This window comes from Leptospirales bacterium (genome assembly GCA_019694655.1).
Classification (GTDB): Bacteria; Spirochaetota; Leptospiria; order Leptospirales; family Leptonemataceae; genus SSF53.
On the sequence record JAIBBN010000004.1, the window covers coordinates 145767 to 159986 of the forward strand.

At 59.0% G+C, this 14220-nt stretch carries 15 protein-coding genes; 7 read left to right on the forward strand and 8 right to left on the reverse strand.

Annotated elements, in window-relative coordinates; all coding sequences use genetic code 11:
• The first annotated feature begins 67 nt into the window (after nucleotides 1–67).
• From K1X75_08435 to K1X75_08455, 5 genes are all read left to right on the forward strand, one after another.
• Nucleotides 68–739 carry a hypothetical protein gene (locus K1X75_08435; protein MBX7058082.1) on the forward strand — a complete coding sequence of 224 codons (672 nt, stop codon included), beginning with the start codon at nucleotides 68–70 and terminating at the stop codon, nucleotides 737–739.
• A 99-nt stretch (nucleotides 740–838) separates the two neighbouring features.
• A complete protein-coding gene (locus K1X75_08440) occupies nucleotides 839–1552 on the forward strand; it encodes a hypothetical protein (protein MBX7058083.1) in 714 nt (237 codons plus the stop codon).
• A complete protein-coding gene (locus K1X75_08445) occupies nucleotides 1552–2154 on the forward strand; it encodes a hypothetical protein (protein MBX7058084.1) in 603 nt (200 codons plus the stop codon). The genes K1X75_08440 and K1X75_08445 overlap by 1 nt, the downstream gene beginning before the upstream one ends.
• Nucleotides 2151–2531 (forward strand): EamA family transporter, encoded by a 381-nt coding sequence (locus K1X75_08450; protein MBX7058085.1) that lies wholly within the window; start codon nucleotides 2151–2153, stop codon nucleotides 2529–2531. Before K1X75_08445 ends, K1X75_08450 begins: the two co-directional genes overlap by 4 nt.
• A gap of 72 nt (nucleotides 2532–2603) precedes the next feature.
• Complete coding sequence (locus K1X75_08455; GenBank protein MBX7058086.1) at nucleotides 2604–2834, forward strand: hypothetical protein; 231 nt, start codon at nucleotides 2604–2606, stop codon at nucleotides 2832–2834.
• A gap of 6 nt (nucleotides 2835–2840) precedes the next feature.
• Here the strand turns inward: K1X75_08455 and K1X75_08460 are convergent, their stop codons facing one another.
• The 6 genes from K1X75_08460 to K1X75_08485 form a co-directional block, all read right to left on the reverse strand.
• Nucleotides 2841–3188, reverse strand: a complete 348-nt coding sequence (locus tag K1X75_08460) for a helix-turn-helix domain containing protein (GenBank protein ID MBX7058087.1) — start codon at nucleotides 3186–3188, stop codon at nucleotides 2841–2843.
• A 317-nt stretch (nucleotides 3189–3505) separates the two neighbouring features.
• Nucleotides 3506–6178, reverse strand: a complete 2673-nt coding sequence (gene acnA, locus K1X75_08465; protein ID MBX7058088.1) for an aconitate hydratase AcnA — start codon at nucleotides 6176–6178, stop codon at nucleotides 3506–3508.
• A gap of 132 nt (nucleotides 6179–6310) precedes the next feature.
• Complete coding sequence (locus K1X75_08470) at nucleotides 6311–6535, reverse strand: DUF167 domain-containing protein (GenBank protein ID MBX7058089.1); 225 nt, start codon at nucleotides 6533–6535, stop codon at nucleotides 6311–6313.
• 18 nt (nucleotides 6536–6553) lie between these two features.
• Entirely contained in the window at nucleotides 6554–7327 is a 774-nt protein-coding gene (locus K1X75_08475; GenBank protein ID MBX7058090.1) for a hypothetical protein, read from the reverse strand.
• Between the two features lie 59 nt (nucleotides 7328–7386).
• Nucleotides 7387–8364 (reverse strand): elongation factor P--(R)-beta-lysine ligase, encoded by a 978-nt coding sequence (locus K1X75_08480; GenBank protein ID MBX7058091.1) that lies wholly within the window; start codon nucleotides 8362–8364, stop codon nucleotides 7387–7389.
• Nucleotides 8365–8373: 9 nt separating this feature from the next.
• Complete coding sequence (locus K1X75_08485; GenBank protein MBX7058092.1) at nucleotides 8374–9792, reverse strand: hypothetical protein; 1419 nt, start codon at nucleotides 9790–9792, stop codon at nucleotides 8374–8376.
• Nucleotides 9793–9938: 146 nt separating this feature from the next.
• Between K1X75_08485 and K1X75_08490 the strand changes: the two genes are divergently transcribed.
• Nucleotides 9939–10895, forward strand: a complete 957-nt coding sequence (locus K1X75_08490) for an RNA polymerase sigma factor RpoD/SigA (protein ID MBX7058093.1) — start codon at nucleotides 9939–9941, stop codon at nucleotides 10893–10895.
• Nucleotides 10896–10994: 99 nt separating this feature from the next.
• Nucleotides 10995–12083, forward strand: coding sequence for a hypothetical protein (locus K1X75_08495; protein MBX7058094.1), 1089 nt, complete (start codon nucleotides 10995–10997; stop codon nucleotides 12081–12083).
• On the opposite strand, the gene K1X75_08500 is transcribed toward K1X75_08495, so the two are convergent.
• Both K1X75_08500 and K1X75_08505 read right to left on the reverse strand, forming a co-directional pair.
• Entirely contained in the window at nucleotides 12065–13060 is a 996-nt protein-coding gene (locus tag K1X75_08500) for a response regulator (GenBank protein MBX7058095.1), read from the reverse strand. The genes K1X75_08495 and K1X75_08500 overlap by 19 nt on opposite strands.
• Complete coding sequence (locus K1X75_08505; protein MBX7058096.1) at nucleotides 13057–14160, reverse strand: HAMP domain-containing histidine kinase; 1104 nt, start codon at nucleotides 14158–14160, stop codon at nucleotides 13057–13059. Before K1X75_08505 ends, K1X75_08500 begins: the two co-directional genes overlap by 4 nt.
• Between the last annotated feature and the right edge of the window lie 60 nt (nucleotides 14161–14220).

Below are 14220 nucleotides of genomic sequence, written 5' to 3' on the forward strand. Positions count from 1 at the left end.
CCTCTTGCCGAAGCGGTCGACGCTATTTGGCCGCAGCCAGTGCTCGAAAGGCGCTGCCGTCCGCGGCTTGATCCTCCTGCTTCTTGCCAGCCTGACCGTCCTTGTCGCACAACGATCCGCCCCGGCGCCGACCGAAAGCGGGCGGCTGGATCCCTTTCTGGTCCAGCCGCCCTTCGGTCAGGGTTACGGCCAATGTATTCGGGCCCTCGAAGGAAGAAGTGTGGTCTCGATTGTAGCCGGTCGAGAGATCCAATTTCAATCGGGCGCTCTGGAATTCACCTACCGTTTTGACCTGGCAGAGAGGCTTGAAGCGATAGAGACCGATACCCGCGAGCAGCAAGGACGCCAACAGGTTGTATTTCGCAGCGTTCGGCTGAGCCCCGCGATCGATCCCGACGATAGTCCGCTCTATGCGGTCCACTGGCAAACCACGCCCCATAGCATGGACTTCGATGGTCACGATGGTCTCCTTGCCAGGCTACGAGAGCTTTACCCGCAGCTAGAACGAAGCGATTCGCGACTGCTGCTGCAGGGCGGCGGTGTACAGATGCTGATCCCGCTGCAAAAGCGCGGCGAGCAATGGTACTGGCAATCGGCCCAGATTGTTTCGCTGGAGCTGACGCGCAGGCGCGCGCAGAGAATCCAGGCCTTGCAGCTGGAAATCGATCGAGCCATTCAGCGCACAATTGAGGAGAAATCACGAGAACTGCGCAGCAGCGAGGGCCAGTCTTTACACTGACAGAAGGCTGAAGAAATCGTTGGCCGGTCCTTTGCTGGCAGCGTGACAGTGCGAATTTCATGATTTCGCTGCCAGCCGGCTGCGTGGAGGCTGGTCCTCGTGTCCGCTTTCCCTGCTGCGCTCCAGGCAGACTTCCCCGCATTTCGGGTATTGCTGCGTGCGCTGGGTGAAACCCGATTGATAGATTCAAAGAGCGAAGCCTCCCGCATCGAACCTGGTCAGGCTGCCCTGATGGCCTGCCGCGGCTCAGTGCGGAGCTGGCGTTGTCTGTTTGTGACGGTACACGGCGCTGCCAGTCTGCCGCTGTCTGATTTTCTAGAATCCCTGCATTCCACGACAGTGGCCGGCGATGCCCTTGCAGCGCTGGGGGAGAAGATCCGGCATCCAGGCGGAGAGGCCAGACTGGCCATGCTGGAGATTTCTGCGGAGGAGGCGGAGGAAGAAGTCGATCAGGAAGAACTGCGCCGCATTATGGGCCGACGCTATCGGGCGGTGAAAGCCGATTCCGGGCGGCCGCTCCTGACGCTTGGCGCCTGCGTGGGCGGTCTGCCGCCCTTGATACATCTTGGCGCCGAAGGTCTTACATTGCCGATTCGATCCTGGGTTCCGGCCGGTTTGACCGAACGCTGGCGACCGCTCTGCCAGACGATCGAATGCCGACCTGGCGATCGTATGTTACTGCATAGCGAAGCGCGCGGCGAACACAGTCTGCGGTCTTTTCATGATTTGCTCAAGAAGAGCCCGGAGGATTGGACGCTGCCGGAGGGCATTGCCGCGGGCATGGAACTGCGCTTCGAGGACGGCGCTACTTGATGAGCTTTCGCCATCGCGCTTTGCTCCTGGCAGCGATCGTTGGCCAGCTTGCCTGCAAGCAGTTGCATGTTGATTCGCAGGTCCTGCCGCGCGATGCAAGCATTGCCGATCCACAGCAGGGGCCTGTAATTCAACTGCAGTTTACGGGCCAGGAAGGCGTGCGAAGCGACTTTGCCTGGTCGCGTACACAGTACCGGGTGATCTCGTCGCGCATGGAGAACGTAAGCGGCAGCCTGAATGCACTGCTGGCCCCGGCTCTGGTTGAGGCCTTGCGCCGCCAGGGCTTGCGCAGCGGCGCGTCGGGGACTACAGTCCTGCGCGTCCATTTCCAGCGCTGGCTGTTGATCTGGACCCCGCCCCGGGAGTTCATTCAAACCCCGGCGCCGCTTCGTCGAGGAATCGTGGAAGCGGACCTGGAACTGCGCTTTTCCTTGAACGCCTTTGGCGAGGAGGGCCGCTGCCGCTGGCAACGCTCAGCGGAGGCCTACGATGGCGAAGAAACCTTTTATATGGAGCAATTTGCTGCGGAGGCTTTGCGTAGCTGTGCATTGCAGGCAGCCCGCTGGACCACACAGCGGCTGAATCGTGAGGCCCGGCCTTGATTTACCTCTGGTTGATTGTATCCGCTTTGCTTGGATCGCTGGGGCAGATTCTGATGAAGATTGCCATGAATCGTGCTGGTCCCTCCCCGGAGTTCAGCAGCGGCGTTTCTGTGGCGGCGCTTTACTTTGCGCGGGCGCTATTCAGCTCGCCCATGATTGGGGCCGTAGCCGCCTACGCCCTGAGCTTCCTGCTGTGGCTGGCTGCCCTGAGCCGTACGGATTTGAGCCTCGCGCGGCCTTTTGTCTCCATCAGTTATTTGGTCGTGGCAGTCTATGGCTATTTTGCTGGCGAACGCCTGAGCTGGGAACGAGTACTGGGTATCGCCTTAATTACCGTGGGGCTGTTTTTTGTAGCCCGCAGCGGGCTGCGCACCTGATTTCTAGAACTGCTCGAATCGCCAGCTGGCCGATCAATAAAGCAGCGGCTGGCCGGGCTGCGGAGCGGAACCATGATCGTGAAGTCCCATTCCTTGATGCTGGGTTACCGTCAGTTTGACGCCCAGTTTCGTCGCCACAATGGCAAGCTGGTCCTGAGCGTGGAGGACATCGGTCCCATCTCTCCTTCTGACTACATCAAGAATGGATTTCGCGTCCTGCGAGCTTCGACTGAAGAACTGCAGGCGCTGGTACAGGGCGGCTACGAGTCGCGCACGGCGCTCTTGCGTTTCTTTAGCGATTGACCTAGATCAAGAGCTGGCGTTTTCCTTGAGTCGTTGGTAGGCCTGCATCGTGGTTCGCGCCACTGGCTGCAGACGTCGCGGCAGGTTGTGATACATCAGCGCAACTTCCATCGCTTCATTGGAAAGCCGCCCTTGCGCCTGCTTGATGAAGATCGGCTTTTTTCCGGAGAGAATCCATTCGGCGCTGATCCCGTAGGAGGCCTGGATAGCAAGGGCCACCACCTTTCGAATTCGATGGTGGCCGGTAAAGTACATGGCTACGGAGGAAAGGGAGATTCCAAGGGTGGCGCTCAATTCCTGTCGAGAGACATTGATCCGCTTCATAATGCGTTCGGTTCGTTGTTCTGCGGTCATTGCCATTCAAGGAACTTCCTGTGCTCTTGCTGCCGCCCGGTAGTATTCATCGAGCGCAAACCAGCTGGAAAAGCCGTGAATCGATTTAGCATCAATCAAATATTTCTGAAAAATCAATTTGGTTGTTCAACTAATATTGGGCGTTCAAATATTAGCGCTGACCATGATGATGCAGAGATATGGTCGATTGGCCCCTGGCAGTTCTGGTCAGGCCAGTACGTAGTTCTGCGAGCGGCAAGGCAAGGGAGCTCCGGCAACAAAAAGCCCGGCCTTTTGGGCCGGGCTTTTTGTTGCCAATCTGTCTGGCCCGTTGCCAGTCAGCTCTGGCCTTTGATGAACTTGCGCAGAACGGCATGAAGGATACCGCCGTTCTGATAATACTCGATCTCCACCGGCGTATCCAGGCGACAGATCGCCTTGAATTTCTTGCCGTCTGCCTCCACTTCCAGCGTTTGCCGCGGCTTTAGCTGGGCGTTGATCCCACGAATGGTGAATTGCTCCTTGCCGCTTAAGCTAAGGGATTCGTGGCTTTCGCCAGGCAGAAATTGCAGCGGCAACACGCCCATGCCTACCAGGTTGGAGCGATGAATCCGCTCATAGCTGGCAGCGATCACGGCGCGCACGCCAAGGGTGTAGGCGCCTTTGGCGGCCCAATCGCGCGAGGAGCCTGTACCGTATTCCTGACCGGCGAGCACTACCAGCGGGGTGCGGTCTTTGCGATAGCGTTCACTGGCTTCGAAGATGGTCATCTTTTCGTCGCCGGGCTGAAAGTTGGTCCAACCGCCTTCGGTACCTGGCGCCATCTGGTTGCGCAGCCTTATGTTGGCAAAGGTGCCGCGGGTCATGATGCGGTCGTTGCCGCGGCGCGCGCCGTAGGAGTTGAAGTCCTTTTTGGCTACGCCCTTTGATTTCAGATACTGGCCGGCGGGCGTTTCTTCGCTGAAAGAGCCGGCGGGGCTGATGTGGTCGGTCGTTACGGAGTCGGCGACCTTGACCAGACAGCGTGCGCCCACAATATCGCTGAGCGCCGGCGGATCCAGCGGCATGTCCAGGAAGTAAGGCGGTTCCTGAATGTAGGTAGAATCCAGGTTCCACTTGTAGACCTGGCCGCCAGAGGCTGGAATCTTATTCCAGCTTTCGTTCATCGTCGCCACATTACCGTAGCGTTGGCTGTACATTTCCGGCTTCAAATTTGCTTCAACCGCTGCCGCCAATTCTTGATGGGAGGGCCAGATATCCTTGAGGTAAACGTCCTTTCCGTCCTTGTCCTTGCCCAGCGGGTCATTCTGCAGATCGATATCGACAGTTCCGGCAATGGCATAGGCCACCACCAGCGGCGGGCTGGCCAGATAGTTAGCCTTTACATTGGGACTGATGCGGCCCTCGAAGTTGCGATTGCCAGAGAGCACGGAAACTGCCACCAGATTGCCGTCGTTGATAGCCTTCACTACCGGATCGGGCAGCGGCCCCGAATTGCCAATGCAAGTTGTGCAACCGTAGCCGACGGTGTGGAAGCCAAGCTGGTCCAGGTATTGAGACAGTCCGGCCTTGTCCAGGTAGTCGGTAACCACGCGCGATCCAGGGGCCAGGCTGGTCTTTACGAAGGGTTTCACCTTGAGACCGCGTTCCACTGCCTTGCGCGCCACCAGGCCAGCGCCGATCATTACGCCTGGGTTCGAAGTGTTGGTACAGGACGTTATGGCTGCAATGACCACATTGCCGTGGGTGATTTCGGCCTGGTAGCCATTGTCAATGCGACCACTGGCTTTGAGTTGTGCATCGTTCAGTTCAAATCCGCGCTCTTTGATCGGGGCCGTAAGACTCTTGCGCCACACGGATTTCATTTCTTTCAAGTTCACGCGATCTTGCGGCCGCTTAGGACCGGCAAGCGCCGGCTCGACCTCGCTCATGTCCAGGGACAGCGTGTCCGTGTACTCGGGGTCAGGGCTTTCGTCGCTGCGGAACAGTCCCTGCGCTTTGTAGTACTTTTCGACCAGGTCGACCAGTTCTGCTTTGCGACCGGTGCGTTCCAGGAAGCGCAGCGTCTCTTGATCCACCGGAAAGAAGCCGCAGGTCGCGCCATATTCGGGCGCCATATTGGCGATGGTTGCGCGGTCGGCCAGCGCCAGATTGCTTAGGCCGCTTCCGTAGAACTCGACAAACTTGTTCACCACGCCTTTCTTGCGCAGCATTTCCGTCACGCGCAGCACCAGATCGGTGGCCGTGGCGCCCTCGCGCAATTTTCCGGACAGTTTGAAGCCGACCACCTGTGGGATCAGCATGTAGATTGGTTGGGCCAGCATCACCGCTTCGGCCTCGATGCCGCCCACGCCCCAGCCCAAAACGCCAAGACCATTGATCATCGTGGTATGCGAATCGGTTCCCACCAGAGAATCCGGATAGGCAACGCCGTCTTTGACCAGAACAACTGAAGCCAGGTGCTCCAGATTGACCTGATGGACAATGCCGGCGCCAGGTGGTACAATGCCAAAATTTTCAAAGGCCTGCTGGCCCCATTTCAAGAATTCATAACGTTCGCGGTTCCGTTCAAATTCCAGCTCCATATTTTTCTGAAGCGCATCGCTGCTGCCGAAATAGTCGACCTGGACGCTGTGATCAATCACCAGGTCTACGCGCACTTTAGGATTGATGCGCGCTGGATCGCCGCCGGCCTTTACCATTGCATTGCGCATTGCCGCAAGGTCGACCACCGCCGGGACGCCAGTAAAATCCTGCATGATCACGCGGCCCGGCATGAAGGCGGTCTCTTCATCGGGTTCTTTGCGCGGGTCCCAGTTCAACAGCTTCTGGATGTCGGCTTCGGTGACAATGTAGTCATCGTAGTTGCGCAGGGCGGCTTCCAGCAGCACGCGCATCGAGTAAGGAAGACGCTGCAGGCGACTGGCGTCGCCAAGTGCGCCCAGCTTGAAGTATTTCAGCGTTCCCGCCTTGCTGTCCAGCGTCGCCTCGGCATTGAATTTTGCGGCCATTCCTGTCTTCCCTCTTTGATGATCCGGATGGTATTGCTGACTGCAGGGCCAACGACCGGGACCGAATTAGAGTCGCAAACTCGGCCTTACAGTGCGCTCAGTCAATCCTGAATTGCAGGAAGCGTGCGGCTCTCAAGGATCGGGCGCACGTACGACCTTGTTGCGGCTGCCCTGGCCCCGCAGCAAATGCAACGAGGAAACCGGGACATCGAGTTCGGCGGCAATCGATTTGAGGATTGCCTGATTGGCTTTGCCATCAATGGCCCGTTCCCGGACGCGTACCACCCAGACGCCGTCGGGTCTGCGCTCGATGCCAGGTTTATGGACGCCGGCCTTGGCCACTACGTGAATATCCATGGTTCTGGGCCGCGCCGCTCAATGGACTACAATCGATTCCAGCTGTAAGCTGCGTAGCGGCGCGCTGTCATTCATTGAGGAGAGCACGTCAATCTGTCCGGGCAGAGTCAGCCCCTGTCCCCTGACCAGCCCGGCCAGGCGCAAGATCGACCGCGAGCCGGCATAGAAGCCTCCGCCTGTAAAATCGACGTAGCGCGGCGAACCTCCGGCGGCATCCATCCACAGCACATACTCATTCTGGTCCTCCGTCCCATCCGGATTGGGACCGGCAAAGATGCGATTGCAGAGGCCTTCGCCGCATGGGCGCGCGTTCAAGCGCGCCGCACGCGGCCGGCGCGCCAATCGATAGAGCACCTCGATATGATCGACCAGCGATTCCAGGTAGAGCCGAGTCAAGGGCTGACTGGAATAATGTGGTCTTCCGGCCTCAATCGTATAGCACTCGCCTTCATCGAGGCCGATGACCTGGCCTTGGCGTTCGCCATCCAGAAATTCCAGTTGAATTCGTGCGCCGCCTGGCGAGAAGCGCAGCGCCAGGCGCTGTTCGTTGGAGGGTAGCGGAGTTAGCCAGCGCAGCCACGTGGATTGCCAGCGGTCTGTCAGTTGCACGCTGAGCTCGGCGCTTCTCTCCCAGACCGCGCTGCCGTATAGAGCGGAAATTCGCTGGAGCTCAGCATCGCCGCTGGTGGTCCGCACCGGGTCTTCCAGAAGGGTCGCGCCGCCGCAGCTGATCAACAACGGTGCTGCAAGCATCGCTGCCAGCAAGCGCATGAACTTCCGGCCTGCGGACATGGGCGCCAGGTCAGAACGCCGGCGCGGGCCGTCGAGGACAAGTCTATCGTCGGGTCCAATCAAAGCAGGAGACCAAGTTGATCGAGTCGCTCGCCGCCCTGCAGCGCCAGAAAGGTACGATCCAGGCCCAGGGCGACGCCGCTGCACTCGGGCAATCCGCGGTCCATGGCCCGCAGCAAACCGGCATCCGCCGCCATCTCGGGCTTGCCCAGCTTGATCCGACGCTGGTTTTGCTCGACCATTCGGCTGCGCAGCTCCGCAGCATTGGCAAGTTCCTGATAGCCATTAGCCAGCTCCAGCTTACCCCAGTAGAGTTCGAAACGCTGGGCACAGTCGCCCTCGACTACGGCCAGCGCTGCCAGGGCAGCGGGGTAGTCGTAGATAAAGAAGGGAGTCGCTGGCAACTGCGGTTCCACCAGGTTCAGGAACAACAGGAAGAACAAATCATCGTCGGCCAGATCATCGATGGCCGTCGTTGCGCTTCGCAATCCCGCGCCGGCAAGCGCGCTCTCCATCGAGGATCGTCGGAAATCGCACTGACAGTAGCGCTCCAGTAGTTCGCCGGCAGAAAAACGCGGGAAGGGCGTTTGCGGCAATCGTCGCGCGCTGCATTCGGAGTGGGCCAGGCGCCGTAGCAAGGCCTCGCATTCGTTCATCAGTTGCCGGTAATCGGTCCCCACGCGGTACCATTCCAGCATCAGGAACTCTTCCGTATGATGCGCGCCGCTGTCGCCTTCGCGAAAGCAGTGCGCAATTTGATACATATCGCAACGCAGTGTAGCCAGCGCCTCCTTCAGTCTGTACTCAGGACTGGTAATCAGATATCCTGCCGGCAAGCCGGGTGCAAAGCTCTCGGCTTCGGCGCTTTTGCGCACTCCGCTGCGGAGTACCAGAAAAGAGTCAAGCTGGGCTTCAAATGAACCGCTGGCGTTGAGCAGAGGGGTCTCCATTTCCAGCGCTGGAAACTCACGAAAGTACTGGCGAATTTCGCTCAGCAACGCGGCCCGTTTGCGAAATCGATCCAGCGAGAGTTCCATGCGAGTTCTTCAGCGCGAAACCGGGATGGCCGAGACGGTCGCAGGCAACGCGATCATTTTCCGCGAGCCAGATACAGTTCCTTCGGACACAATGAACGCCGCGCTCTGACCTTCGGCCAGCAGATCCGGTTGTCGAAAAAGCTCAATGACCCGCGCGTTGCGCTCGTACACACGACCCTCGCTGGACGCATCGCTGCGATTGATCGGCAACCAGCCGAGGCCGGGCAGGTAAGCCTCGACTGTATTCACCTGACGCGGAGTCTGCGCTGCGCCGCGCGGACCAAGCTCCAGCAGCCGCTGCCAGCGCGCAGCAGCGCCGGCTTGACGAATGGAAGGCTCGGTGGCGGCGCCGGCCTGCAGGCGCAAGCGTTCGAAGACTCCCGGATCATTGAAGGCGCTTTCTGTGCCGTCGTAATAATAATAAGCCGGCCCATTGCGCAAGGCCTCAGCCTCCGGTCGGAAATCTGGCGGAATCAGATAGCGTATGTTGCGCACCGCCGCGTTAAATTCATACTCAAACTCCACGGCGCCGGTTGTCCGACGGCGCATTTCAAAGACGCGTTCACCGGAGGCTGTGAAATCGCGGTTTTCCCAACCAGGAGTTATGGCTCGCACGCCGCTGACCTGCTGGTTGCTGGTGTTTGGCGGCTGCAGTACAATGATTCGGCCCTGCACGCCGCTCTCTGGCGACTGAAAACGAAGGCGCACGCGAATGCGGTAGCGTTCTTCGCCGCTAAGGATGAAGTAGCGTTGTTCGGCAAAGGATACGCGTTGCAGCGTGTTTGTTCCACGAAAGACGACCCACAATTGCCCGTCTGCAAAGGTCAAGCCGCGGGGGCCGCTGGCCGGCGTTACCAGGCTCCCGGTCAGGGCGCCATCGCCCGGCGAGAGGCGCAGGACCAGGTCGCGTTCTGCGTCCGTTGCCCAGAGGCTCTCCCGATAGTAGGTGATATCGCGCAGTTCCGGTCGGCCGGTATGGAGTTGAGAGATTGTACGCTGTAACTGAGGATCATAGAGGTGGATGATGCCTTTGCCCTTTTCCAGCAGGTACCACAGGTCGGGCCCAAAGGCAATGCCGGCCACACGGCTGACAGGCAGGCGCAACCGGGCATCAATGCCTCCGGAAAGCGGAGAAATCCGAAGCGCTCCGTTTTCGACTCCGAGATACAGGCTCCCGTCCCATGGATTGAAGGCCATGCCGTAGAGGCGTCGGTCGCCCATCGAAACGCGCTGTGGCTGCGCGTTGGAGCCGGCAAGGGGGATACGGACGATTTGTTGCGCCCGAATATCCGAGTACCAGAAATTGCCGCCATCATAGGCCAGACCGTAGGGGGTAAAGGGGGCCGGGTACTCTTCTACGGCAGGGCGACGGGCAGCAAGGTCTACTGGAAGAAGGGCCTGGATCAGCAAAGAAGTACTTGCAGCCATACAGAATTGACTTAGAATGGTTCTAAACATCGCTTGATTCCGGGAATGAGGTGTCCTGAAACCGCGCCCTGATTCGTTCGTCTGATACGGAAGGCGCGGGGGCAAGGGGCGGCTCCCGGGGATCTGCTGACGAGGAGGGTGCGTCCATGGATCAAGAATTACCAGAGGCAGCACAGAGCGCGGAGGTGGAAGAAATCCTCAGCGAATCCGTCGCCAGCGTTCCAGCTCCCCGTCCGGCCCGGAAGAGCCGCAGCAGCCGTCGTCGCGAGGGCGGCGACTCCGGCGAGTCGATTCTGAATTGGTACCTGAATGAAATCCATAAGATTCCGATGCTCAGCCGCGAGCAAGAGCTTGATGTAGCGCGTCGCGCCCGCGACGGCGAGCAAAGCGCTCGCGATCTTCTGGTGCGGTCCAATCTGCGCTTCGTCGTAACCGTCGCCCGTCGTTACCAGTCCTCCGGATTGACCATGATGGACTTGATCAATGAAGGCAATCTGGGATTGATCAAGGCTGCGGAAAAATTCAATCCAGATCGCGGCTTCCACTTCATTTCCTACGCCGTATGGTGGATCAAGCAATCGATTCTCTTTGCCATCCAGCAGAAGGCGCATCTGATCCGGCTGCCGCTGAATCGCACTGCTGAACTGCGTCGTCTGGAAGAAGCCGAGCGCTGGATCGAAAACCAGGATAATATGGAGAGCAATCTGCACTCTCTGGCCCAGGTGCTCGATATGCGTCCCGAGGAACTCAGCCACCTTTTGACGATGAGTCGGGATCACCTCAGTCTGGACGCACCGATGGCCGATGGCGAGGACTTCTCGCTGGGCGACAATATCGAAGACCGATCGATCGTCTATCCTGACCGGAAAATAGAGCAGGAGCAACTGAAACGCGATATTGCTGATTGTCTGGAAGGGCTTACGGTCCGCGAAAAGCGGGTGCTTTCGCTCCGTTTCGGGCTCAATGGCAGCCCGGTACTGTCGCTGCAGAAGATCGGCAGCAAGATTGGGCTTTCCAAAGAGCGAATTCGGCAGATTGAGAAAAAGGCCATCCGCAAAATTCGAACCGGAAAGTGCGGACAGGATCTGATCGCCTACCTTTGATTTCTGAGGCAGCGGCCGGGCCTGCGCCCGGCCCCTTTTTTTGAGCCCAGCCGGGCGCACGAATCGTTGCCAGCGACGCGGGAGCATTGCAACTGGCGTATGCTTCGCATTCTGGCATTGACCTGGCTCTGCTCCGCAGCCTTGTTTGCGCTGATTCCGCGGAGCATCGTCGAATCGGCGCGCATCGCAAGTATCTGGCGCTTTCATCTTGATAGCGGCGATGCTTCGACGCCGCCGCGCTCGCTGGGCTCTCCGCCCTTCAACCTGGTTCGTTATCAAGAGGAGGAGGGATTCAGCCTGCGCGGGCCAGGCGTTGTGCCGCAACCATTGCAGCGCAGCGATCAGGCAACAGCTCCCTTCCTGGGTCGCGGTTTCTTTCTATACTCCCAGATCGGGCGCCAGATTGCTTTTTTCAGCCGCGAAGGCGAAGAACTCTGGCGAAAGCCCTTTTTCTCTTATCCGGTCAGCGACGAAAGCGGACAGTGTGTGCTGTTACTGGCCGGCGATGGCAATGTGGTGGAGCAAATTGACGCCAGCGGCAATTCCATCGGTCATCCGCTACAGGCCAATCTCATCGCCGACTATGCCTTTGCGGCGCGCAGGCCGATTGCAGCTGTGGCCTTTCTCAACGGTCGATCGATTGTCGTGAATCAAAAAGCTGAGCGCCTGGGAGATATTCAGCCTGACGCCGACGAACCGATGGCCTTCAAGAGCGTGGCTCTTTCCAGCGACGGCCATTTGCTGGCCTTACATGCACGACGAGATCAAGAAGAACTGCTGCAAGTATATCGTTTAGCGGAGGGCGAAGCGGAACTGCTGGATGAGTTTTCATTACCGCGCGAGTATGCGCATCCGATTTCCCTTGCCGTTTGGTCGGGGGGCGTGCTGGCAGTAGCCCCGGACGAAGCCTACTATTTTCCGCTGCAAAGCGGCGGGCAGTATTCGGCGCCGCTTGGTCCGCTCTCCCCGGCCTCTGGCATCTATCGCCCGGCCTACGCTGAAGACAGCTTCGCGGCCTATGGCGCCGGAACAACGCTAAGCGTTCTGTCCGCCGACGGCCGAAATCTGGCCGCGCTGGAGCTGCAAAATACGGAGGGCCATTGGCGCATCGTCGCCGCCCTGGCCCCGGATACCTTCGCCGTGCAATCGGCGAAAACCGTTGAGTTCTTTCATTTCTCTTCTTTTTGAAAGATGGAGATGGCGCGCGTCCGAATGCTGGCATCCACGGGGAAAAAGCCCAGAATCTCGGTGCGGCGACCGGGTTCGATGTTGAACACCAGATGATCGGCATTCTCGCGACTGATGTAGAGTCCGCGTCCATGGGCGTCGGTCAGCCCGACAGGCAGGCCGCTTTCTGAATCCAGAGTGGTATGTCGTTCCAGTCGTGAAAGAATTGCTTCGCGATCCAGCGAACCCTTATAGTCCGTGACGCCGACAACCGCGTTGCGCCCCAGCATTCCAAAGCAAATGTCAAAGGCATCCTCGCTGCGCATTGGATAGTTCTCTGGCGTCATAGCCGGATCGGGCCCGGGCCGATCGCCGCCTGGGGCATGGATCATAGCATTGGCTGCCAGCTCCTCCAGCACCATGCGCACGACCGACGGTGCGCCCGATGCGGTCAGCAAATCGCCCGCCTTGTCGCACACCGAATTGCTTTCGCCCGCGCTGCTCACGCGGCAGATGTAAAAGACATCGTGCGCAAGGCCCTCTTCTGGAAGTTTACGGTGCATTCGATGAACATCGGCCAGCTGCGCTGTTTCGCTGCGCGCCTTTGGGAAGTACTGTTGCACTCCAAAAATTTCGTCGCCAAGCAACTTGTGCGCCATGGTGCGGATGTGATTCAAATCCAGTGCAGTGCTCTTTGGAATGATATTCCAGACTCGCTCTACCCGCGCAAAGCGGATGTAGTCATCCGGATTGTAGGCTGTCATCAGCGCAAACTTCATGTGCGGATACTCCGCAGAGAGACGTTTGATCAAAGCGAGGCCGCCCATGCCGGGCATACGAATATCGGTGATGACCAGGTCGACTTGCTTGCCGCTGCAAGCTTCCAGAGCGGCATAGCCGTCGGCCGCCTCCAGCGCGGAAAACTCGGCGCTCAAAAACTCGGCGATTGCAAATCGAATCGACTCGATGTCGTCTACGACCAAAACCGTCTTCTTCATGGCGGCTGTCCGGCGCTGTGTTGCATTGGCAGTGAAATATAAAAGCGCGTTTGACCGCTTTGAGACCGGGCGTGGATGCGACCGCTATGCTCGCGCACAATGCTGTGGCAGATAGTCAAGCCCAGTCCGCTGCCACGTCCATCGCGCGAGTTCGAAAAAAATGGCTTAAAGATGTGCTTGAGTTGATCAGCGGGGATGCCGCCGGCATTGTCCTGGATTATCAGTTGCACGCTGCGGCGCGTCTGGCGGACGGCAGTACGAATGTAGCCGGGCGCATAGTCCATGGCCTGCAGCGAATTGCGGTAAAGATTGATCAACAGCCGTTCGATTTTCTCAGGATCAAATGGAAAGGCGACGCCTTCGCCCTCGTTTTGCCATTCCGTCTGTCGGGAGAGCACTGGATAGAGGCGGCGGGTCTTGGCCTGCGCCTGCTCCACGGCCTCGCGAATATCCGCCACCGCCAGTCGCAAGTTGCCGGGCCTGCTGAAGCTCAGAATATCGGATACGATACGCGCCGCTTGCTGCAGGTCCTTTCTAAGTATAGAAAGACGCTTGGCAATTTCGTCAGGCGCCATTGCCGCCAGGTTGGCCGCCAGATTCTGCAAATTGAGGCCCATGCCGGTCAGCGGATTGTTCAGCTCGTGAGCGATCCCGCTGATCATAATGCCCAGTGAGGCGAGGTTCTCTTTGCGCAGGGTCTCCTCCTGACTTTGTTGCTGGGCAGTGATGTCCTCAACTGCCTCCATGAGACCTTCGCTGTCCGCTCGCGGCGAGAACAGCAGTCGCAGCGATTTCTCTTCGCGCCGCGTATTGCGCCAGGATATTAGCTTTTCCAGAACTCGTTCGCCCAGCTGCTTGCGCTCGGTTTCCTGCAGCAGCGGACAGTAAGGGCACACCTGTGTCCGTCCGTACAGTGCATGGTAACAGCGCTCTGTATTGCCGGCGCCATTGGGCTGCAAGCGTTCGCGGCCGGCGCGGTTGATGGCCTGCAGTCGGTAGCTGGCGTCAATCGCATACAGGGCGAGGGGCGCGTCTTCAAAAAGCGCTGTGGCGCCGCCGGCTATGCCGGGTCCGACCTCTGACCAGGGGCCTGGCTCCATGTTTGCAATGCGGAGCTGGCGTCAAAGGCCGGCAATAAAAAAGCCGCCCCCGGAAGGGCG

Excerpts from the sequence above, each read along its gene's own strand:
- K1X75_08470 (MBX7058089.1), bottom strand. The coding sequence starts at position 6,535 with ATGGATATTCACGTAGTGGCCAAGGCCGGCGTCCATAAACCTGGCATC.
- K1X75_08455 (MBX7058086.1), top strand. The coding sequence starts at position 2,604 with ATGATCGTGAAGTCCCATTCCTTGATGCTGGGTTACCGTCAGTTTGAC.
- K1X75_08505 (MBX7058096.1), bottom strand. The coding sequence starts at position 14,160 with ATGGAGCCAGGCCCCTGGTCAGAGGTCGGACCCGGCATAGCCGGCGGC.
- K1X75_08495 (MBX7058094.1), top strand. The coding sequence starts at position 10,995 with ATGCTTCGCATTCTGGCATTGACCTGGCTCTGCTCCGCAGCCTTGTTT.
- K1X75_08475 (MBX7058090.1), bottom strand. The coding sequence starts at position 7,327 with ATGTCCGCAGGCCGGAAGTTCATGCGCTTGCTGGCAGCGATGCTTGCA.
- K1X75_08445 (MBX7058084.1), top strand. The coding sequence starts at position 1,552 with ATGAGCTTTCGCCATCGCGCTTTGCTCCTGGCAGCGATCGTTGGCCAG.
- K1X75_08480 (MBX7058091.1), bottom strand. The coding sequence starts at position 8,364 with ATGGAACTCTCGCTGGATCGATTTCGCAAACGGGCCGCGTTGCTGAGC.
- K1X75_08485 (MBX7058092.1), bottom strand. The coding sequence starts at position 9,792 with ATGGCTGCAAGTACTTCTTTGCTGATCCAGGCCCTTCTTCCAGTAGAC.
- K1X75_08500 (MBX7058095.1), bottom strand. The coding sequence starts at position 13,060 with ATGAAGAAGACGGTTTTGGTCGTAGACGACATCGAGTCGATTCGATTT.
- K1X75_08490 (MBX7058093.1), top strand. The coding sequence starts at position 9,939 with ATGGATCAAGAATTACCAGAGGCAGCACAGAGCGCGGAGGTGGAAGAA.
- acnA (MBX7058088.1), bottom strand. The coding sequence starts at position 6,178 with ATGGCCGCAAAATTCAATGCCGAGGCGACGCTGGACAGCAAGGCGGGA.
- K1X75_08460 (MBX7058087.1), bottom strand. The coding sequence starts at position 3,188 with ATGACCGCAGAACAACGAACCGAACGCATTATGAAGCGGATCAATGTC.